Here is a 20,120-nt window from a genome sequence, read left to right as displayed (position 1 = left end):
TCTCCGTAGAGCGGTAGGGAGAGGATAGCGAACTCCCTGCACGCGGCAATTCATAAAATTGCACGAATCTCAGGCGATTCGGAAATTCGCGATGCCGTAAGACCCGACAGCTTTAGGAAAATTGTTTCGCTCGGTGCATAAAGCGACCAGAACCGTCACCTCGGCGACACAACGCCAGATACGAATCAATGTAACTACATTGTCATGCCCTGAGCAATTTTAAGCTCATCCGAGCAAGGCGCAGCGGCATTTTTTTGTGTAACCAGTGTCTCTTGGCAGGGGCTTGGTTCGGAAGTCGGGGATGCGGCGTCCGGACCCAATTTCGCGGTTTCGCGAGTGTTTTTTCAAGTCGGGGATTTTAACCCTCCTGCCAGGGTTGTATAACGCCTCCGGCGCTGCGGATCCGTGCCGCGCGCCGGAGGCTTTTTTCACATCCGGGAGCGAGACATGGAGCTGCGCAATTTCGCGCCACAGATCCGGACCTGCAACGTTCCGTCTCAGAGCCCGCTTTCCAAAAATCGATGTAGTGCCGCATGACCACCCGACTGAAGGTCAGCGCCACCTATCCCGATCTGATGGGCATCTGCCTGCTCAAGGGCCTGTCCGAGGATGAGCAACGCGCCTTCCTCGATGCCTGCACGCCACGGCATTACAGCGAAGAAGCCACCCTGCTCACCCAATCCGAGCACACCTCCGGGTTCTACATCGTCGCCCGCGGCCGGGTGGTGATCAGCTTTCTCGATGTCGAGGGCAACCTCAGCGTGATCCACGTGGCGGGCCCGGGCGAGATCATGGGCGACGTCGAGGCGCTCTCCGACATGCCCTGCGCCGCGACCTGTACCTCGCTGCCCGACACCACGATGCTCTATGCCCCGACATCGCTGCTGCTGGACTATGCCCAGAAGCCGCAGGTGATCCGCAACATCGCCCGGATCCTGCACGGGCGCCTCGTGCGCGACAACGAGAACCGCGCCGTGGAGCAATTCCAAACCGTCGATGCGCGGCTGCTGAATTACCTCTGCGTCCTGAGCACCCCGGACGATCCCGACATCCGCATCAGCCAAGCGCATCTCGCGACGCTGATGGGCTGTTCGCGGCAGAAGGTGAACCGGATGCTGAAGGATCTGGCCGATAGCGGGACGGTCGAGGTCGGCCGGGGCCGCATCCGCATCCTCGATCGCAAGAGCATCGGATGCGTGCTCGAAGAGGGCGAAGAGACCTACGTCGTGGGGGGCTGACAGGGTCAGCCCCGCCTGACGCGCGGCAAGGGCGCCGCGAGGCGCCCCCACCGCTTCCGTGAATCATTCCGCCGCGTCGCGGCGCGGCAAGACCCAGCCGGGGCGCGGGTAGTGGCAGGTGTAACCGTTGGGGAAGCGCTCGAGGTAATCCTGGTGCTCAGGCTCGGCCTCCCAGAAATCGCCCACCGGCTCGACCTCCGTGACCACCTTGCCGGGCCAGAGCCCGGAAGCATCGACATCGGCGATGGTGTCGAGCGCGACCTGCTTCTGCGCCGCGTCGACATAGTAGATCGCCGAGCGATAGCTCATCCCGACATCGTTGCCCTGCCGGTTCAGAGTGGTCGGGTCGTGGATCTGGAAGAACACCTCGAGGATGCGCCGGTAGCTGATCCTTTCCGGATCGAAGATGATCTCGATCCCCTCCGCATGGGTGCCGTGGTTGCGGTAGGTCGCGTTCGGCACGTCGCCCCCGGTATAGCCGACGCGGGTTGCCTCGACCCCCGGAAGCTTGCGGATCAGATCCTGCATGCCCCAGAAACAGCCACCCGCAAGAACTGCACGTTCACTCATGTCACATCCTCCACCTGGTCGAGATAGGCGCCGTAGCCTTCCGCCTCCATGTCATCGCGATGGATGAAGCGCAGCGACGCCGAGTTGATGCAGTAGCGCAGCCCGCCGCGATCCGCCGGCCCGTCGGGGAAGACATGGCCAAGATGCGAGTCGCCATGGGTCGATCGCACCTCGACACGGACCATGCCGTAGGAGGTGTCGCGCAGCTCCTGCACATGGGCGGGCTCGATGGTCTTGACGAAGCTCGGCCAGCCGCAGCCGCTCTCGTACTTGTCCGACGAGGCGAAAAGCGGCTCGCCGGAGACGACGTCGACGTAGATCCCTGGCTCCTTGTTGTCGAGATAGGCGCCACTGCCCGGGCGCTCGGTGCCGTTTTCCTGCGTGACGCGGTACTGCTCGGGATCGAGCGCGGCGATCACGTCGGGGTTTCTTTCATAAGTTGCCATTGGCGCCTCCATGATCCGTTTGCCCTTAAGATGGGTCCGATCTGCATCAATGCAAAGGCTGTTTCATCGGCCTGACCCTGCCGTGATCGGCCCGCGCCACGCGCGGGCACTCGCCGGCCCGGATCTTGCCGCGGGAACCGGCGGCGCTCCGCCACCCCGTGGCCCGGCGTCCCGGCGGAGCGCCGCCGCTCCGGCTCGGACAGGCTCTCGCGAGGGATCCAATCGCGCTGTCGCGCCCTTACCTCTCAGAGCGACGCGACACCGCGTCGGATGCAACGGACCCAAAGGAGGATCCCCGATGACCATCCGTTCGACCAAGCTTGGCCTTGCCGCCCTTCTCGCCACCAGCCTCGCCGGCGCGGCCTTCGCCCAGAGCGCGACCGACACCGACCTGACCGCACAGGCCAACGCCGAAGCCAGCGTCGAGACCCGCCTCGGCGCCACGGAAGTGCCCGAGACGCTGGGCGAGCTGATGGCCGATCTCGGCGGCGACGGCGTCGCCATCCCGACCGGCGAGATCCCGGACGACACGCAGGTCACCACGATGACGCTGGGCGATCTCGAGGGCGAAGGCGCCGACCGCGCCGCCGCGCTCGACAACGCGCTGGCCCGCGCCCAGACCTCGCTCGACATGCTGCAGACCCAGGTCGATGGCAGCGAAGTGCTGACCGAGGCTCTCGAGGCCGAGGGCTTCAGCTCCGACAACGTGCTCGGCGTCTACCAGGATGCCAACGGCTCTGTCACCGTGCTGATCGACGACCGCGCCTGATCCACGAGACGCGCGCCCGCCCGGCCCTTCCCCTGACCGGCCCCTGACCGGACCCACGCTGCGGGCGCGCCCGGCCCGGCCCCTCGCTCCCGGGGGCCGGGCCTCTTTGCGTCATCCAAGCCGCGCCACCGCCCAGCGCGCCGCGTCGCGCACCGTCTCGCAAGCGTCCTCGCAAAGGGTCTGCGCCGCTGGCCGCAGCGCCAGATCGCCGGAATTGCCAATCGCGTAGCAGACATTGCGCACGAAGCGGTCGCGCCCGATGCGCTTGATCGGAGAGCCCGAGAACAGCGCCCGGAACGCCGCATCGTCGAGCGCCGCCAGCTGCGACAGCTCCGGAGACAGCAGCTCCTCCCGCGCGTGGTACTTCATCTCCTGCGCCTCTTCGGCAAACTTGTTCCACGGGCAGGCGGCGAGGCAATCGTCGCAGCCGTAGATGCGGTTCCCGAGTCCCGGCCGCAACGCCTCGTCGACGGGGCCGTGATGCTCGATCGTCAGGTAGGAGATACAGCGCCGCGCGTCGAGCTGGTAGGGCGCCGGGAAGGCGTCGGTCGGGCAGACGTCGAGACAGGCGCGGCACGAGCCGCAATGGTCGCGCTCGGCCCCGTCCGTCTCCAGCTCGAGCGTGGTGAAGATCGCGCCGAGGAAGAACCAGGAGCCCAGCTCGCGGCTCACGAGATTGGTGTGCTTGCCCTGCCAGCCGAGGCCCGCCGCCTGCCCGAGCGGCTTCTCCATTACCGGCGCGGTGTCGACGAAGACCTTGATCTCCGCCCCGCCGCCCTCGCGCTCGGCCTCGGCGATGAGCCAGCGCCCGAGCCGCTTCAGCCGCTTCTTGACGACGTCGTGGTAGTCGCGGTTCTGCGCGTAGACCGAGATCGCCGCCCGGTCGCGCAGCTCCAATACGTCGCGCGGATCATGTGCCGGTCCATAGTTCTCCGCCAGCATGATCACCGAGCGCGCCTCGGGCCAGAGCGCCTGCGGGTCGCCGCGCCAATGGGTGCGCTCGGCCATCCAGCCCATCTGCCCGTGCCGGCCGGCCTCGAGAAACGCCGCCAGCCGCTCCGCCACCTGCGGCACGTCGCCGGGACGGCAGATCTTGCACGAGGCAAACCCCACCTCCGCCGCTTCCGCCACCAGCTTGCGCTTCAAAGACACCTGCCTGCCCTTCTCTTCGTCAAAAATACTCCGGGGGAGTCGCGCTGCGCGCGACGGGGGCAGCGCCCCCTCCCGGCTCTCCGTCTCACACCGCCTCGCGGGCAAAGGCGCAACTGCGTCCCGCGTTCGGCACGTATCGCCGTTTAGGGGCCCGGCTCGAGCCCTGTCAACGCATCCGGCGCCCGCCGCGACCGGCGCAGCCCGCCACGCCCCAACAGCACCACCGCTTGCAATCCGCCCCGCTTTCACGGGATACCGGCGGCCCAGACGCCCGCCACACGCCCTGAAAAGACGACCAGTAGCCAGCATGTCCCAGCCCGACCTCCTCAAGACCGACTGCTCGAAATGCGCGGCGCTGTGCTGCCTCGCGCTGGCCTTCGACAAGGGCCGAGACTTCGCCTTCGACAAGAACCCCGGCGAGCCCTGCCGCAACCTCTCGGGCCACAGCTGTTCGATCCACGACCGGCTGACGCAGGAGGGCTTCCCGGGCTGCGTCGCCTACGATTGCCTCGGCGCCGGCAACCGCGTGGTGCAAGAGGTCTTCGGGGGCCAGAGCTGGCAGACCGAGCCGCGGCTGACGCGCGCGATGATGGAGGCGTTCTCAGCCATGCGCGAGGTCCACAAGCGCATCGACAAGCTGCGTGCCGCCCGCGCGCTCACGCTCGACCCACGCGCCGATCAGACCTGCCGCGAGTTCCTCGCCCGTCTCGAGCAGCAGCGCTGGAGCGGGCCCGAGCTCAACGCCTTCGAGGTCGGGCTGGCGCTCGAGATCGACATCTTCTTCTACGGCCTGCAGGACGTCCTCCCGGAAGATTTCTTCACCGAAGGCTGAGCCGCGGGTTCGCCGTCCCGGAGAAGGGTCGAGCGCCGTGTCGAAGCGATCCCGCGGATGCGCCGGGCGGCTGGCCCGAGCCGACCGCGCGGCACGGCCTCTTGCCACGAGACGGGTCGCGTCCGATTGCCTATCCACGATTCGACGGGGGGCCGTGCCCCCAGTCACAGCTCTCAGAAATCGAGATCGGCGTAATGCGGCGGCGGCGGAAAGCCCGGGACCTGGTCGGCGAGGATCGAGCGGAAGGCAGGGCGCGACTTGATCTTTGCGTACCAGTCCTTGACCGTCTCTGAGCGGTTCCAGTCCACGTCGGAGATGTAGTCGAGCGCCGAGAGATGCGCCGCGGCGGCGAAATCCGCCAGCGTCATCACGTCGCCCGCCAGCCAGCGCCGGTGATCGAGCAGCCAGGCCATGTAGTCGAGGTGATACTTGATCGCCTTCGCCCCGGCCTTGACGTTGCTGCTGTCGGGGAAGCCCTGCTTCATGATCTTCTTGTTAACGCGCTCGTAGAGCAGCTTCGAGGTCACCTCATGGTGGAACTTGTCGTCGAACCACGACACCAGCCGGCGCACCTCGAGCCTGGCATCGGCCGAACGCGGCATCAGCGGCGGCTCGGGGTATTTCTCCTCGATCCATTCGCAGATCGGGGCGCTTTCCGACATCGTCTTGCCGTCGATCTTGAGCACCGGGACCTTGCCCGCCGGGTTGCGGCGCAGGAAGTCGGTGTCCTTCTCCCAGTAGCGCTCCTCGACCAGTTCGCACTCGATCTTCTTCTCGGCAAGGCTCAGGCGGACCTTGCGGCAGAATGGGGACAGCGGCACGTGATAAAGCTTGGCCATGGGGCGATGGTATCCGAGAGATTTGGGAACTGCGAGCACCTTTGCCCCCAATCCCCCGAGGTTTCAACTGGGCACGATGGCTCGCGCGATGCGCCGCCGATCTGCCAGTGTCTCAGATAACCTCGATCACGTCCTTGTCGATGGCCAGCATGTAGCCGCGCCGGGCGATGTTCTTGACCAGGAGCTCGCTGACCATCTGGTTGCCGAGCCCGTCACGCAGGCGCTTGATGCGGGTGGCGCCGGCGGCCTCCTCGCAATCGCTGGCATCGCGCCCCGAGATCATCGCCTCGATCTGCGCGCCCGAGAGCATCTCGTCATCCATCCGCGCCTCGGCCAGCACCGCCAGCGTCTCGACCATCGCCTCGGTGAGCTTGAAGCCCATGGTGTTGAGATAGACGGTGTTCTCCTCGCGGCTGATGATCAGCGAGCTGACCTGGATGCCCGAGCGCTCGATCTGCGCCATGCGGCGGTTGAGGATCACCAGCATGACGAGAAATACCAGCGCCGCCACCAGCAGCGCCGTGGCGAAGACCAGCAGCACGAAGATCACCATCCGGTAGCTCGCCAGCGTGTCGGAGAAGGCGGTGCCCGACTGCGCGAGGATCTCCAGGAGCTTGACCTCGGCCTGCCCGGTCAGGTCGTCATTCTCGATGAACAGCCGCTCGACGCGGGCATTGAAGGCATTGGCGTCGGGCAGGGTGAACATCAAGAGCACCCCGGCGCCCACCAGCAGCGCCACGATGGCGGCGATGCCCGCGCCCACCAGCCGCGCGCCGGTGCGTCTTGCGTCAGTAGCGGAGGTAGTAGTCACCGGCGTTGGCCCTCTTCTTGTCACCGGGTTCCTTGGTCGAAAGCCCGACCACGTTCAAGAGCGTCCAGCCATCGCGGGCCAGAGCGGCGGAGAGCCGCTCCGCAGCGGCGCCCTTGCCGGGGCAATCCCCCGACAGGCGCGAGATGCCGTAATGCAGGCGCAGCGGGCTGTCCTGCTTGGCCTTGTATTCGACATAGCAGTCCGCCCGCGCGGCGGCGGGCAGGACAAGCGCCAGGAAGAGGGGAAGAAGGATGCGTTTCATGGCCGCGACCCTGCGCCCGGGCGGGGTGCAATTCAATAGCAGAGCGCCCGGAAGGGGCCGGTTATCCGATAACAGGGGGCCGATATTGCCTGAAATTGGGGGCCGGGGCGAGGGTCGGGAGGCGCGTCGGCCAGGACGGCGGCGCCGCAAGACACGACAGACACACCAACAGGAGACTGCCCATGTCCCGCAAGTTCATCGCCGCCGTTCTGGCCGCCTCGCTCGCCATCACCACCTTCTCCGCAGCCCCTGCCCGCGCCGCCGATGGCCGGGACGTGCTGAAGGCGCTCGGCACCGCCGGGGTGCTCTACATGCTTGGCAATGCCATCGCCGAGGCCCGCGAAGACGCCAAGGACGACCGCAAGAAGGACAAGAAGAAGAAAAAGGAACAGCAGCGCCAGGAAGAGCTCGCCAAGCAGTGGCGCCAGCGCCACCAGGAGCGCCGCGAAGAGCGTCATGACAACCGCCGCAACGATCCGCCGCGTGTCGTCGGCCCCGCCTTCGGCCAGCGGCAGGATACGAAATACGTCCTGCCGTCGCGCTGCATGATGCGCATCGACGGCGGCGGCAGCCGCTATGCCTTCGACCGCGACTGCATGACCAATGCCGGGGTCCGCACCAGCCGACTGCCCGATGCCTGCGAGATGTATGTGCGTGACGGCGGCCGCAAGGAGCGGGCCTTCGACGGGTCCTGCCTGCGCCGCAAGGGCTATGGGCTGGAGGCGGTGCGCCGCGACGGCCCGAACCTGCCGCGCCCCTATCATCGCCAGTACTGAACGAAAGAGACAGCGGCATCGGCGCGGAGTCCCGTCCGCCCGGTGGCGCAGCGCGCGGGGTGCCGAGCAGGCCCCGCGCGCTCTTTTTATCCCGCCGCGGCGGGCGCTGTGATCATCACCGGAGTGTCGAGCCAATGCTCCTCGAGATTCGGCGTCGCACCGATGCGGTCGACCACGGCGAACATCCCCGGCGCCTGCAGCGGCGTCAGCACGCCGTGCCAGGTGCCGCGATAGAGGTTGATCCCCTGCCCCGGCGCGGCGAGGAAGGCGGAAATCTCCCCCGGCTCCGCCCCGGCCTCGGCCACGATCACCAGCCACGGGTTGCGGTGCATCGGCAGGAAGGCCTGGCTGCCCTCAGGGTGCCGCTCGACCATCTCGAGCAGGTAGGGCAGATCGCGCGGCACCGCGTCGAACAGGCTGATGCCGGCCCGCCCGCCGGGGCCAAAATCCATCGCGGCACGGTCGTGGTAGCGCCCGCAGAGGCCCTGGTTGATGATCTTGTCGGGATCGCCCGAGATCTCCAGCACATCCCCGAACGGCGCGAAAGCGCCGGCGGTCAGCGGCTCGGCAAGGATCGTCTTCATGCCAGCACGCTTTCCAGCCGCAGCCGCGCGATGCGCTCGACCTGCCGGCAGGCCTCGGCGAATTCCACCTCGGTCGCGTTGCCCATGCGGCGCTCGAAGGCCGCGAGGATGCCGGGCTTGTCGTGATCGCGCACCGCGATGATGAAGGGGAAGCCATGCTTCTCGACATAGGCGGTGTTGAGCTCGGTGAAGCGGGCGTGCTCGGCCTCGGTCAGCGCATCGAGCCCGGCGCTGGCCTGCTCAGACGTGCTGTCTTCGGTCAGTCGCTTGGCGGCGGCGAGCTTGCCGGCGAGGTCGGGATGCGCCTGCAGCACGCCCATGCGCTCCTCGGCGCTGGCGCTGCGCAGCACCCGCGCCAGCGCGTTGGCGAGACCCACCGGCGTGTCATGCGCCGGGCCGAGCTCGAGCTCGAAGGCGCGCTCGGCGACCCATTCCGAATGTTCGACGATGCCGCCGAACCTGGCCACGAACGTCTCGCGGTCCATCCGGCTCGGGCGCTCGCGCTTCACCGGCGGGTGCGTCGCGGCCCAATGCTCGGCAATCTCGATGCGGCGCGGGGTCCAGACGCCGTCAAAGCCCGCGATATAGTCGAGGAAGCGCTTGAGCCCCGCGACCTTGCCGGGGCGGCCGATCAGGCGGTTGTGCAGCCCGATCGAGAACATCGCCGGCTTGCCCGCCGCGCCCTCGGCATAGAGCGTGTCGAAACTGTCTTTCAGGTAGGTGAAGAACTGCTCCGCCTCGATCCAGCCGGGGCTGACCGAGAAGCGCATGTCGTTGGCCTCGAGCGTGTAGGGGATGATCAGGTGATCGGCGCCGTCGATCTCGAGCCAGTAGGGCAGATCGTCGTCATAGGTATCCGAGATATAGGCGAACTGGCCGATCTCGGCGGCCAGCCGCACGGTGTTTTCCGAGCAGCGCCCGGTGTACCAGCCGCGCGGCGGCTCGCCCACCACCTCGCTGTGCAGGCGGATCGCCTCGGCGATGGCGGCGCGCTCCTCTTCCTCGGGCATGTCCTTGTGCTCGACCCATTTGAGGCCGTGGCTGGCGATCTCCCAGCCCGCGTCCTTCATCGCCTCGACCTGCTCGGGATTGCGCGCCAGCGCGGTGGCGACGCCGTAGATCGTCAGCGGGATGCCGGCGGCGGTGAACAGCCGGTGCAGCCGCCAGAAGCCGGCGCGGGCGCCGTATTCATAGATCGACTCCATGTTCCAGTGCCGCTGGCCGGGCCACATGGCGGCACCGGGAATGTCCGACAGGAAGGCCTCGGAGGCGGCATCGCCGTGCAGCACGTTGTTCTCGCCGCCCTCTTCGTAGTTCAGCACGAACTGCACCGCGATCTTCGCGCCGCCGGGCCATTTCGCGTCGGGGCGATCCGCTCCGTAACCGATCAAATTGCGGGGATAACGCTGCATCTGGCCCCTCCTGACTTGGGTCTTGTTGTCATCATCGGATAATCGCGCTCTAACCGGGACGGAACCGCAAAGGCTGGACCCGGCGGCGCGGCGATGCCCCGCTTATCCGCCCTGCCCACGAAAGGAGCAAGAGGAATGGCCGACGGATACCTCACGACCCACGTGCTCGACACCGCCCGCGGCGTTCCCGCCGAGGGGGTGAAAATCGCGCTCTACCGGGTGTCGGGCAATTCCCATCGCAAGATCGCCGAGACGGTGACCAACGCTGACGGCCGCACCGACAGCCCGATCCTGCCGAAGGCGGCCTTCAAGACCGGCAGCTACGAGCTGGTCTTCTTCGCCGGGGATTACCTGAAAGCCACAGGGCAGGCCGGCGCCGAGCCGCTGTTTCTCGACCAGATCCCGCTGCGCTTCGGCATGTCGGACCCCGACGCCCATTACCATGTGCCGCTGCTGCTCTCGGCCTACGGCTATTCCACCTATCGCGGCAGCTGAGGCCGGGGCCAGCTCCCGTCGCTTTGCCCCCGCGCTTGGCTGCGCCCGTCGCGCGGTGCGGCACGAACTAATGCAGTGACGCGCGCACCCTGCACCTGAACCCGATGGCTCGCATCTCCGCGCACCATCGCCACTGACCTGCCCCCAGCGCGCCCCTCTCTGCGCCTGAACCCGGTGACCTGCCACACCGCGCACCCGGTCCCGGCCCTTCGCATCCTCACGCGTCTAGGCCCCGTCCCCCGCATCGCGCTTATGGACAGGCGGGGCGGCAGGGACTACATGCACACAATGGCCAAACCGAAGACAGACCCGAACTACAAGGTGATCGCCGAGAACCGGCGTGCCCGTTTCGACTACGCGATCGAAGACGATCTCGAGGTCGGCATCGTGCTGACCGGGTCCGAGGTGAAGTCCCTTCGCGAGAACACCTCGAACATCGCCGAGAGCTATGCGGCGGTCGAGGATGGCGAGCTGTGGCTGGTCAACAGCTACATCGCCCCCTACGAACGCGCCATGTTCGGCCACGAGGAGCGCCGCCGGCGAAAGCTGCTGGTGTCGAAGAAAGAGCTGGCGCGGCTGTGGAACGAGACCCAGCGCAAGGGCATGACCATCGTGCCGCTGGTGCTCTATTTCAACCACAAGGGCGTGGCGAAGATGAAGGTCGGCATCGCCAAGGGCAAGAAGAACCACGACAAGCGCGAGACCGAGGCCAAGCGCGACTGGAACCGCCAGAAGCAGCGTCTGCTGAAGCAGGGCTGAGTGCCGCGGGTCGCCGCCTTGCCTGAGCGGCGCTTGGGACGGTTGCTGAGAATGGCGTGTCGTGACCGGTATCTCCCCTTTTCCTCCCCGGGTTGGCATCGACACCCCTGACAAAACCTTGGAAAAGAGTTTCGAAATGCGAAGCCGCGTTGGCCTCAATCGGCTCTCAAGGCAGGCGGCAGAAACGCTCTGGCTGAAGCCGAAGCGGCTGAGCACGTCGCGCATTGTCGGGCCGCGGAATGGCGATCCACGCTCGGAATCCCGCGATTTATCCCCGCCAAGTCCGAAGGACCTCGAAGCCTGACACCTAGCCCACCCAAATCGCCGGTCCGTGGGGGCGGGTCATGCCGGAGGCATGCTTTCAGCATGAACGATGCGCGGCGGCCTGCGGCCTTGATTTCGCGCGGGGTCTGAGTTCGAACGGCGATCCGTTCCACACCCCTCAATTTCAGCCCATCAACGCCACGGGGGCCGCTTCAACCATCCGGAGCCGCGTCCCGCCCTTCGCGAAGCAGCGACCTTGTCCCGCGCCGCCCTCCCATCCCCTTGTATTGCTGCCCCCCGCGGCTTAGAGACGTGACCGACCCTGACTGCCCGGGAAAGGTTTCATGAACCAAGACGATCCCAAGACGCTTGTCTCGACCGACTGGCTGGCGACCCATCTCAAGGATCCCGACCTGCGCATCCTCGATGCCAGCTGGTTCCTGCCCGGGTCCGACCGCGACGCCAAGGCGGAATACGATGCCGCCCACATCCCGGGCGCGCGCTTCTTCGACATCGACGATGTCAGCGACAACCGCTCCGACCTGCCGCACATGGTGCCGCCCGTCGAGAAGTTCATGTCGCGGCTGCGCGCCATGGGCGTGGGCGACGGCCACCAGGTGGTGGTCTATGACAGCCAGGGGCTGTTCTCGGCGGCGCGGGTCTGGTGGCTGTTCAAGCTGATGGGCCAGAACGACATCGCCGTGCTCGACGGCGGCCTGCCGAAGTGGCAGGCCGAGGGCCGCGAGACCGAGGATCTGCCGCCGGTGATCCGCGACCGCCACATGACCGTGCGGCGCCAGAACCAGCTGGTGAAGGACGTGACCCAAGTCTCCGCCGCCGCCAAGCTGCAGGACACCGAGATCCTCGACGCCCGCGCCGCCATCCGCTTTCGCGGCGAGGCGCCCGAGCCGCGCCCTGGCCTGCGCGCCGGCCACATCCCGGGCTCGAAGAACGTCCCCTATACGACGCTGCTGAACGAGGACGGCACGATGAAGGCGCCCGCCGAGCTGCGCGCGGTGTTCGAGGCCGCCGGGGTGGACCTCGGCAAGCCCGCGATTACCTCCTGCGGGTCCGGCGTCACCGCCGCCATCCTCAACCTTGCCCTGACCGTTATCGGCAAGGACGACCATTCCCTCTATGACGGGTCGTGGAGCGAGTGGGGGCAATTCCCCACCCTGCCCGTCGCCACCGGAGAGCACTGATGTTCGAGAACCTCAAAGAGCAACCCGCCGACAAGATCCTCGCCCTGATGCAGGCCTATCGCGAGGATCCGCGCGAGCAGAAGATCGACCTCGGCGTCGGCGTCTACAAGGATGCCAGCGGCAACACCCCGATCATGCGCGCCATCAAGTCCGCCGAGAAGCAGCTCTGGGAAACCGAGACCACCAAGTCCTACACCGGGCTCGCAGGCGATCCGGGCTTTGCCGACGCGATGGTCAAGCTGGTCCTGGGCGATGCGGTCGCGCGCGAGACCGTCGCCGCCGCGGCGACCCCGGGTGGCACCGGCGCGGTGCGCCAGGCCTTTGACCTCATTCGCATGGCCAACCCCAAGGCCCGCGTCTTCGTCTCGGATCCGACCTGGCCGAACCACCTGTCGATCCTCAAGCACATGGGCATCGAGTTCATCTCGTATCGCTACTTCGACAGCGAGACTCGCTCGGTCGATTTCGCCGGCATGATCGCTGACCTGCACCAGGTGATGCCGGGCGACGTGGTGCTGCTGCACGGTTGCTGCCACAACCCGACCGGCGCCAACCTCAACATCCCGCAGTGGAAGGCCGTGATCGAGCTGCTGCTAGAGCGCGAGGCGGTGCCGATGATCGACATCGCCTACCAGGGCTTCGGCGACGGGCTCGATGCCGATGCCGAGGGCGTGCGCATGGTGGCCGAGAAGATGCCGGAAGTGCTGATCGCAGCGAGCTGCTCGAAGAATTTCGGCATCTACCGCGAGCGCACCGGCCTGCTGATGGCGGTGAGCAAGGATGCCGGCCAGCGCAAGCTCAACCAGGACAGCCTGAACTACCTCAACCGGCAGAACTTCTCCTTCCCGCCGGATCACGGCGCGCGGCTGGTGACCATGGTGCTGACCGACGAGGCGCTGCGCGCCGAGTGGGCCGCCGAACTGGAGGAAGTGCGCAACTCGATGCTGGGCCTGCGCGAGCAGCTGGCCTCCGAGCTGCAGCGCCTGTCGGGTTCGGACCGCTTCGGCTTCCTCGCCCAGCACCGCGGCATGTTCTCGCGCCTCGGCGCGACGCCGGAGCAGGTCGAGACCCTGCGCCGCGATCACGGCATCTACATGGTCGGCGACTCGCGCCTCAACATCGCGGGCCTGAACAAGACCTCGGTGCCGATCCTCGCGGAAGCGATCGTCAAATCCGGGATCTGATCCCTTCACTACGAAGCGGAGCGGGGCCTGCGGGCCCCGCCCATGCCGTCTCGCCGCCGGGCCTCAGCCCGTCGCCTCGGAGCCCCTGGCCGGCCTGACGCTCCTGTCTGCCGAATGTCGCGTGTCAGCCGTGTTCGGCCAGGCTGTCCTGCGGCGCCTCGGCCCGGTCCTCCATGCCGTAATCGCGCAGAACGTGGCAGACCCGCAGCCGGTAGCCCGCGAAGATCTCCTCCCGCCCCTTGCGCTGCGCGCCGCGATGCGCCGTGAGCTGGCGCCAGCGCTGCACCGCCGCCTCGTCCTCGAAGAAGCTGATCGAGAGCAGCTTGCCCGGGTTGGTCAGGCTCTCGAAGCGCTCCACCGAGATGAACCCCTCGACCTCTTCGACCAGCGGGCGCATGGCGGCGGCGATGTCGAGATAGGCGTCGCGCTTGCCCTCGGCGGGGGTGACTTCGAAGATGATGGCGATCATGGTGTTCCTCCCTTTTGCGCGCAGTCTGTCCTGCCCCGGCGGGGATTGCCATGGGGCGATCGCGGTCGAGATGACCGGCGTGGTGGCGGTGGCGAGGGCAGGATAATTTTTGAGTATTTGGAACGTAGAGAAGGCAGGGGGGTTGCGCCCATGGGAGGGGCTGCGATTGCGGTAACGCCACGGCCTCTCTTGCCTGCGCCATGGGGGCGTGCGACGGTCGGGGCCGGAGGAGCGAGACATGCTTGAGACCACCGAGGCCCCGATGACCGTGACCCAGCTGCCGCAAACGCTTGAGCCCCGCAACCCGGGCATGCCGCTCGACATGGAACGGGTGATGCGCGCCCGCGCCAACCGTTCGGCCATCGAGCGCCGCGCCGCCAGCCTGCCCGGCCGGCGCAGCCTCAAGAAGGATTTCCAGGCGGCCTGGCTGGCCCGCGCAATCTCGTGCATCGACCTGACCACGCTGGCCGGCGACGACACCCCGGGCCGGGTGGCGCGGCTCTGCGCCAAGGCGCGGCAGCCGGTGCGCGAAGACCTGCTCGAGGCGCTCGGGATGCAGGGTCTGACCACCGGCGCTGTCTGCGTCTACCACGACATGATCGCCCCCGCGGTCAGCGCGCTCGAAGGCAGCGGCATCCCGGTGGCGGCGGTCTCGACCGGTTTTCCCGCCGGGCTCTCGCCCTTTCCGCTGCGGCTTGCCGAGATCGGCGAGAGCGTCAAGGCCGGCGCCCGCGAGATCGACATCGTGATCTCGCGCCGTCTGGTGCTGACCGGCGACTGGGAGGGGCTCTACGACGAGATGCGCCAGTTCCGCGAGGCCTGCGGCGAGGCGCATGTGAAGGCGATCCTCGCCACCGGCGAGCTCGGCACGTTGCAGAACGTCGCCCGCGCCTCGATGGTCTGCATGATGGCCGGCGCCGATTTCATCAAGACCTCGACCGGCAAGGAAAGCGTCAACGCCACCCTGCCGGTGAGCCTGGTGATGATGCGAGCGATCCGCGAGTATTACGAGGAAACCGGCTACCGCGTCGGCTACAAGCCCGCCGGCGGCATCTCCAAGGCCAAGGACGCGATCACCTACCTGGCGCTGGTCAAGGAAGAGCTGGGCGACCGTTGGCTGCGGCCGGACCTGTTCCGCTTCGGCGCCTCGAGCCTGCTGGGCGATATCGAGCGCCAGCTCGAGCATCACGTCACCGGCGCCTATTCCGCGAGCTGGCGTCACGCCATCGGCTGACGCGGCGCCGCCCCTGCCCGTTTCGCGGGCACCGCGCGACGCCAATGATTACCGGGCATGCGGTTTGCGCCGCATGCGACGCTTCTTCCTTTGCCAGCCCCTGCCGAAACGCTTACCGTCTGGTCAAAATTTAGACCAAAGCCAGGGGGCCACATGACCGACAGACGCACGCTTCTCACCCAGTTCAGCCGCCGCCGCATGCTCATGGGCACGGCCGGTTTCGCCGCCGCGGCGGGCACCGGACTTCTGCCCTCGCGCCTGCTCGCGCAAGAGCCGATCGCGGTCGCCGGGATCTACACCGTGCCGGTGGAGCAGCAATGGGTGAGCCGCATCCACATCGCCGCCGAGGCCGCCAAGGAAGCCGGCCAGATCACCTACAGTTTCTCGGAAAACACCGCCAATACCGACTATCCGCGCGTCATGCGCGAATATGCCGAGGCCGGTGCCAAGCTCATCATCGGCGAGATCTTCGGCGTCGAGCAGGAGGCCCGAGAGGTGGTGCTCGATTACCCCGACACCGCCTTCCTGATGGGCTCGTCCTTCATGCCCGACCCGGCCTACCCGAACCTCGCGGTGTTCGACAACTACATCCAGGACGCCTCCTATCTCTCGGGCATCATCGCCGGTGCGCTGACCGAGACCGGCAATATCGGCATGGTCGGCGGCTTCCCGATCCCGGAGGTCAACCGCCTGATGCACGCCTTCATGGCGGGCGTGAAGGAAATGAAGCCCGACGCCAGCTTCCAGGTCAGCTTCATCGGCTCCTGGTTCGATCCGCCCAAGGCCAAGGAAACCGCCTTCGCGATGATCGAGAACGGCGCCGATATGCTCTACGCCGAGCGCTTCGGGGTCTCCGACGCGGCGCAGGAGAAGGGCATCCTCGCCATCGGCAACGTCATCGACACCCAGTCCGACTATCCCGACACCGTGGCCGCCTCGGCGCTGTGGCATTTCGAGCCGACCCTGCAGGCAGCACTCGCCAAGGTGGCGGAGGGCAGCTTCGAGGCCGACAATTACGGCGTCTACAGCTTCATGAAGGAAGGCGGCTGTTCTCTGGCCCCGCTCGGCACGTTCGAGGGCAAGGTGCCGCAGGAGGCGCTCGACCTCGTGGCCGAACGGGAGGCCGCCATCAAGGCCGGCGAGTTCACCGTCGAGATCGACGACAGCGAGCCCACCTCCTCCTGATGACAGACCAAGACACGGCGCAGGGCGAGACCGTCCTGCGCCTCTCCGGCATCACCAAGCGCTTCGGCGCGCTCACCGCCAACGACGCGATCAGCTTCTCGCTGGCGAAGGGCGATGTCGTGGCGCTGCTGGGTGAGAACGGGGCCGGCAAGACTACGCTGATGAACATCCTCTTCGGCCATTACACCGCCGACGAGGGCATGGTCGAGGTCTTCGGCCAGGCCCTGCCCCCGGGCCAGCCCGGCGCCGCGCTGGCCGCCGGCGTCGGCATGGTGCACCAGCATTTCACCCTCGCCGACAACATGACCGTGCTCGAGAACGTGCTGCTTGGCACCGGATCGCTCTGGTCCCCCGGCCTTGGCAAGCCCGCCGCGCGGCGCAAGCTGCAGGCGCTGGCGCAGGATTTCGGCCTGCTCGTCGATCCCGACGCCCGCGTCGCCGAGCTTTCGGTGGGCGAGCGGCAGCGCGTCGAGATCCTCAAGGCGCTCTACCGCGATGCCCGCATCCTGATCCTCGACGAGCCCACCGCGGTGCTGACGCCGCAGGAGGCTGATGCGCTCTTTCTCACCCTGCGCAAGATGGTGGAGCAGGGGCTGTCGGTGATCTTCATCTCGCACAAGCTGCACGAGGTCATGGCGATCTCCTCGCGGGTGCTGGTGCTGCGCCATGGCAAGTTGGTGGGCGAGACCGCCACCAAAGCCACCGACCGCCACCAGCTCGCGACCCTCATGGTCGGCGCAGAGATCGAGGCCCCCGCCCCCGCTGAGGCCCGCCCCGGCGCCGTGCTGATGCGGCTCGATGGCGTGAGCACCGCGCCGCAGGGCAACCGGCCCGGGCTCAAAGCCGTCGATCTCGAGCTCAAGGCGGGCCAGATCCTCGGCCTCGCCGGGGTCTCCGGCAATGGCCAGGGTGCGCTCGCCGACCTGATCTCGGGGCTCGAGGCGCCCGCCTCCGGCAGGCTCGAGATCGCCGGCCACCCGGTCACCGGCTGGAGTCCGCGCAGCGCGTTGCTATCCGGCATTGGCCGCATCCCCGAGGATCGCCACCGCACCGGCACGGTGGCCGATTTCAGCCTGACCGAGAACGCCGTCCTCGAGAGCTACCGCGACGCCCCCATTGCCCGCGCCGGCTGGATGGACTGGGCCGCCGCCCGCCGCGCCACGGAGGCCATCATCACCAAATACGACGTGCGCTGCCCCGGTCCCGAGGCCCGCATCCGCCTGCTCTCCGGCGGCAACATGCAAAAGCTCATCCTGGGCCGCGTGCTCGAGGCCGCCCCGCGCATCATCCTCGCCAACCAGCCGGTGCGCGGGCTCGACATCGGCGCCGTGACCTATGTCCAGGAGCAGCTCATCGCCGCCCGCGACGCCGGCGCCGCGGTGCTGCTGATCTCCGAGGATCTCGACGAGATCCTCACCCTCTCCGACGTGATCCGGGTGATCTCAGGCGGCCGGCTCTCGCCCGAGTTCGCCCGCGGCGAAAAGACCCCGGCCGAGCTCGGCCAGTGGATGGCCGGCCAAGGCTTCGACCATGCCGCCTGACCCCGCCCTCCCCAGACCGACGCCCCTGTCTTCTTCTGGCCCAAAATATCCCGGGGGTCCGGGGGCAGCGCCCCCGAACCGCCCTCTCCGCCAGGTGCACCCATGATGCGACTAGACCCCATCGCCGCGCCCTCCCCGGCCCGCACGCTGGGCCTGCCGGCGCTCGCCATCCTGGCGACCATCGCGCTGGCAGCAGGCCTCGCCGCCATCGCCGGCGCCAACCCGCTCGAGACCTTCGGCCTCATCGTGAAGGGCGCCGTGGGGTCGAGATTCGCCACGCTCGAGACCCTCAACCGCGCCACGCCGCTAATCTTCACCGGCCTCGCCGTGGCCGTCGCCTTCCGCGCCCGGCTGTGGAACATCGGCGCCGAGGCGCAGCTCTATGCCGGCGCGCTGATGACCGTGGTCATCGGCACCCAGCTCGGTCTTCCCGGCCCGCTGGCGATCCCGCTGATGGCGCTCGGCGCCATCGTGGCCGGCGCGCTGGTGCTGCTCGGCCCGGTGCTGCTGAAGACACGGCTCGGGGTCGACGAGGTGGTCACCACGCTCTTGCTGAATTTCATCATGGCGCTGTTCATCTCCTACCTGCTCGAGGGCCCGCTGAAGGATCCGATGGGCATGGGCTGGCCGAAATCCCCCGCCCTGCCCCGCGACGCCCGCCTGCCGCGCATCGTCGAGGGGCTGCGGCTGCACTGGGGCTTTGCCCTGGCGCTGATCTGCGCCGCCGGCGTCTGGGTGATGCAGACCCGCACCACGCTGGGCTACGAGATCCGCGCTGTCGGCCAGAACCCGCAGGCGGCGCGCTTCGCCGGCATCCCGGTGGGCCGGGTGCTGGTCAAGACCGCGCTGATCTCCGGCGGCCTGGCGGCGCTTGCAGGCTTCTCCGAGGTCGCCGGCCTCAAGGGCAACCTGACCTCCGATCTCTCGCCCGATTTCGGCTATACCGGCATCATCGTCGCCATGCTGGCGCTGCTGCACCCCTTGGGCGTGGTGGTCTCTGCGCTCTTCGTCGCGGGCATCTTCGTCGGCGCCGACAGCATGTCACGCGCCGCCGAGGTCCCCACCTACATTGCCGACATCCTGCTCGCTGCGGCGCTGCTCTTCATGGTGCTGGCAATCCTTCTGACACGATACCGGGTGGTGCGCGGATGACCGAGATCGCCGATATCCTGATCTCCGCCAGCTTCTGGGCCGCGGTGCTGCGCATCGCCTCGCCGCTGATCTTCGCCACCATGGGCGAGCTGATCTGCGAGCGCGCCGGCGTGCTCAACCTCGGCATCGAGGGCATCATGGTGATCGGCGCCTTCGCCGGCTGGATGACGGTCTACGCGGGCGGCGGGCTCTGGACCGGCGTCGCCGTGGCGATGCTCGCCGGCATGGCCTTCGGCGCGCTGCATGGCGTGCTGACCGTGCCCTTCGGCCTGTCGCAGCACGTGGTCGGCCTCGGCATCACGCTCTTGGCCACCGCCTCGGCCTATTACGCCTACCGGCTGGCGCTGCCCGAGGTCACCAACCCGCCCCGCATCGAGCCCTTCCAGACCCTGCACATCCCAGGCCTGTCGGACCTGCCCTGGCTCGGCCAGGCGCTGTTTTCCCAGACCGCGCTGACCTGGGCCGCCTTCGCCTGCGTCGCGATCGTGGCGCTGGTGCTCTACCGCACGCCGCTCGGCCTCGCCCTGCGCGCCGCCGGAGAGAACCCCCACGCTGTCGAAGCCCAGGGCCTCTCGGTCGGCGCGATCCGCATCGGCGCGGTGATCGTGGGCTCGGGTCTGATGGCGGTGGGCGGCGCCTTCCTGACCATGTCGGCCTTCTCGTCCTTCTTCTTCGAGATGGTCAACGGGCGCGGCTGGATCTGCATTGCGCTGGTGGTGTTCGGCGCGTGGAAGCCCGGCAAGGCGCTCCTCGGTGCGCTGCTCTTCGCCGGGTTCGACGCGCTTCAGGTTCGGCTGCAGCAGACCGGCATGGGACAGGTGGTGCCCTACCAGGTGTTCCTGATGATCCCCTACCTGCTGTCGATCCTCGCCCTGATCCTGATGTCGCGGCGCGCCCGGGTGCCCGCCGCCCTGATGACCCCCTTCAACCGCGGAGAGCGCTAA

At 67.6% G+C, this 20,120-nt stretch carries 22 protein-coding genes; 13 read left to right on the top strand and 9 right to left on the bottom strand.

The window, feature by feature from the left end; translation table 11 throughout:
• Positions 1–533 precede the first annotated feature (533 nt).
• On the top strand, positions 534–1,238 hold the full coding sequence (locus tag KUV62_RS04535; RefSeq protein WP_222602497.1) for a Crp/Fnr family transcriptional regulator: 705 nt from the start codon (positions 534–536) through the stop codon (positions 1,236–1,238).
• A gap of 63 nt (positions 1,239–1,301) precedes the next feature.
• On the opposite strand, the gene msrA is transcribed toward KUV62_RS04535, so the two are convergent.
• Together msrA and msrB are read right to left on the bottom strand one after the other, a co-directional pair.
• Positions 1,302–1,808 carry a peptide-methionine (S)-S-oxide reductase MsrA gene (gene msrA, locus KUV62_RS04530; protein WP_222602496.1) on the bottom strand — a complete coding sequence of 169 codons (507 nt, stop codon included), beginning with the start codon at positions 1,806–1,808 and terminating at the stop codon, positions 1,302–1,304.
• On the bottom strand, positions 1,805–2,254 hold the full coding sequence (msrB, locus tag KUV62_RS04525) for a peptide-methionine (R)-S-oxide reductase MsrB (protein ID WP_222602495.1): 450 nt from the start codon (positions 2,252–2,254) through the stop codon (positions 1,805–1,807). The genes msrA and msrB overlap by 4 nt, the downstream gene beginning before the upstream one ends.
• A 298-nt stretch (positions 2,255–2,552) precedes the next feature.
• Here msrB and KUV62_RS04520 point away from each other — a divergent pair, with 298 nt between their 5' ends.
• Entirely contained in the window at positions 2,553–3,023 is a 471-nt protein-coding gene (locus KUV62_RS04520) for a hypothetical protein (RefSeq protein ID WP_222602494.1), read from the top strand.
• Between the two features lie 111 nt (positions 3,024–3,134).
• Here KUV62_RS04520 and queG read toward each other — a convergent pair whose 3' ends face one another.
• Entirely contained in the window at positions 3,135–4,175 is a 1,041-nt protein-coding gene (gene queG, locus KUV62_RS04515; RefSeq protein ID WP_222602493.1) for a tRNA epoxyqueuosine(34) reductase QueG, read from the bottom strand.
• A gap of 307 nt (positions 4,176–4,482) precedes the next feature.
• On the opposite strand from queG, the gene KUV62_RS04510 reads away from it, so the two are divergent.
• On the top strand, positions 4,483–5,007 hold the full coding sequence (locus KUV62_RS04510; RefSeq protein WP_222602492.1) for a hypothetical protein: 525 nt from the start codon (positions 4,483–4,485) through the stop codon (positions 5,005–5,007).
• Between the two features lie 173 nt (positions 5,008–5,180).
• Here KUV62_RS04510 and KUV62_RS04505 read toward each other — a convergent pair whose 3' ends face one another.
• The 3 genes from KUV62_RS04505 to KUV62_RS04495 form a co-directional block, all read right to left on the bottom strand.
• The gene (locus tag KUV62_RS04505) at positions 5,181–5,846 is read right to left on the bottom strand and encodes a glutathione S-transferase family protein (RefSeq protein ID WP_222602491.1); all 666 of its coding nucleotides are present in this window, start codon (positions 5,844–5,846) and stop codon (positions 5,181–5,183) included.
• Between the two features lie 112 nt (positions 5,847–5,958).
• Positions 5,959–6,609 (bottom strand): hypothetical protein, encoded by a 651-nt coding sequence (locus tag KUV62_RS04500; RefSeq protein ID WP_222602957.1) that lies wholly within the window; start codon positions 6,607–6,609, stop codon positions 5,959–5,961.
• A 25-nt stretch (positions 6,610–6,634) separates the two neighbouring features.
• Positions 6,635–6,919 (bottom strand): hypothetical protein, encoded by a 285-nt coding sequence (locus tag KUV62_RS04495; protein ID WP_222602490.1) that lies wholly within the window; start codon positions 6,917–6,919, stop codon positions 6,635–6,637.
• 182 nt (positions 6,920–7,101) lie between these two features.
• Here KUV62_RS04495 and KUV62_RS04490 point away from each other — a divergent pair, with 182 nt between their 5' ends.
• The gene (locus tag KUV62_RS04490) at positions 7,102–7,695 is read left to right on the top strand and encodes a hypothetical protein (RefSeq protein ID WP_222602489.1); all 594 of its coding nucleotides are present in this window, start codon (positions 7,102–7,104) and stop codon (positions 7,693–7,695) included.
• Between the two features lie 86 nt (positions 7,696–7,781).
• On the opposite strand, the gene KUV62_RS04485 is transcribed toward KUV62_RS04490, so the two are convergent.
• Both KUV62_RS04485 and puuE read right to left on the bottom strand, forming a co-directional pair.
• Complete coding sequence (locus KUV62_RS04485; protein ID WP_222602488.1) at positions 7,782–8,279, bottom strand: ureidoglycolate lyase; 498 nt, start codon at positions 8,277–8,279, stop codon at positions 7,782–7,784.
• Positions 8,276–9,691: an allantoinase PuuE gene (puuE, locus tag KUV62_RS04480; protein WP_222602487.1), complete on the bottom strand. Its 1,416-nt coding sequence runs from the start codon at positions 9,689–9,691 to the stop codon at positions 8,276–8,278. The genes KUV62_RS04485 and puuE overlap by 4 nt, the downstream gene beginning before the upstream one ends.
• Positions 9,692–9,826: 135 nt before the next feature.
• On the opposite strand from puuE, the gene uraH reads away from it, so the two are divergent.
• From uraH to KUV62_RS04460, 4 genes are all read left to right on the top strand, one after another.
• Entirely contained in the window at positions 9,827–10,186 is a 360-nt protein-coding gene (gene uraH, locus KUV62_RS04475) for a hydroxyisourate hydrolase (protein WP_222602486.1), read from the top strand.
• Between the two features lie 288 nt (positions 10,187–10,474).
• Entirely contained in the window at positions 10,475–10,945 is a 471-nt protein-coding gene (smpB, locus tag KUV62_RS04470) for an SsrA-binding protein SmpB (RefSeq protein ID WP_222602485.1), read from the top strand.
• Between the two features lie 608 nt (positions 10,946–11,553).
• On the top strand, positions 11,554–12,411 hold the full coding sequence (gene sseA, locus KUV62_RS04465) for a 3-mercaptopyruvate sulfurtransferase (protein WP_222602484.1): 858 nt from the start codon (positions 11,554–11,556) through the stop codon (positions 12,409–12,411).
• The gene (locus tag KUV62_RS04460; RefSeq protein WP_222602483.1) at positions 12,411–13,595 is read left to right on the top strand and encodes an aromatic amino acid transaminase; all 1,185 of its coding nucleotides are present in this window, start codon (positions 12,411–12,413) and stop codon (positions 13,593–13,595) included. Before sseA ends, KUV62_RS04460 begins: the two co-directional genes overlap by 1 nt.
• A 124-nt stretch (positions 13,596–13,719) precedes the next feature.
• On the opposite strand, the gene KUV62_RS04455 is transcribed toward KUV62_RS04460, so the two are convergent.
• Positions 13,720–14,064, bottom strand: a complete 345-nt coding sequence (locus KUV62_RS04455; protein ID WP_222602482.1) for an antibiotic biosynthesis monooxygenase family protein — start codon at positions 14,062–14,064, stop codon at positions 13,720–13,722.
• A gap of 238 nt (positions 14,065–14,302) precedes the next feature.
• Here KUV62_RS04455 and deoC point away from each other — a divergent pair, with 238 nt between their 5' ends.
• The 5 genes from deoC to KUV62_RS04430 all read left to right on the top strand — a co-directional run bounded on the left by deoC (position 14,303) and on the right by KUV62_RS04430 (position 20,120).
• The gene (gene deoC, locus KUV62_RS04450; RefSeq protein ID WP_222602481.1) at positions 14,303–15,298 is read left to right on the top strand and encodes a deoxyribose-phosphate aldolase; all 996 of its coding nucleotides are present in this window, start codon (positions 14,303–14,305) and stop codon (positions 15,296–15,298) included.
• Between the two features lie 153 nt (positions 15,299–15,451).
• Positions 15,452–16,483, top strand: a complete 1,032-nt coding sequence (locus KUV62_RS04445) for a BMP family protein (RefSeq protein ID WP_222602480.1) — start codon at positions 15,452–15,454, stop codon at positions 16,481–16,483.
• Positions 16,483–18,024 (top strand): ABC transporter ATP-binding protein, encoded by a 1,542-nt coding sequence (locus KUV62_RS04440; RefSeq protein WP_222602479.1) that lies wholly within the window; start codon positions 16,483–16,485, stop codon positions 18,022–18,024. Before KUV62_RS04445 ends, KUV62_RS04440 begins: the two co-directional genes overlap by 1 nt.
• Before the next feature lie 105 nt (positions 18,025–18,129).
• Positions 18,130–19,176 carry an ABC transporter permease gene (locus tag KUV62_RS04435; protein WP_222602956.1) on the top strand — a complete coding sequence of 349 codons (1,047 nt, stop codon included), beginning with the start codon at positions 18,130–18,132 and terminating at the stop codon, positions 19,174–19,176.
• Positions 19,173–20,120, top strand: coding sequence for an ABC transporter permease (locus KUV62_RS04430; protein WP_222602478.1), 948 nt, complete (start codon positions 19,173–19,175; stop codon positions 20,118–20,120). Before KUV62_RS04435 ends, KUV62_RS04430 begins: the two co-directional genes overlap by 4 nt.

This window comes from Salipiger bermudensis, from assembly GCF_019801965.1.
In the GTDB taxonomy this organism is placed as follows: Bacteria; Pseudomonadota; Alphaproteobacteria; order Rhodobacterales; family Rhodobacteraceae; genus Salipiger; species Salipiger bermudensis_A.
This window is presented reverse-complemented; position numbering and strand designations above follow the sequence as displayed.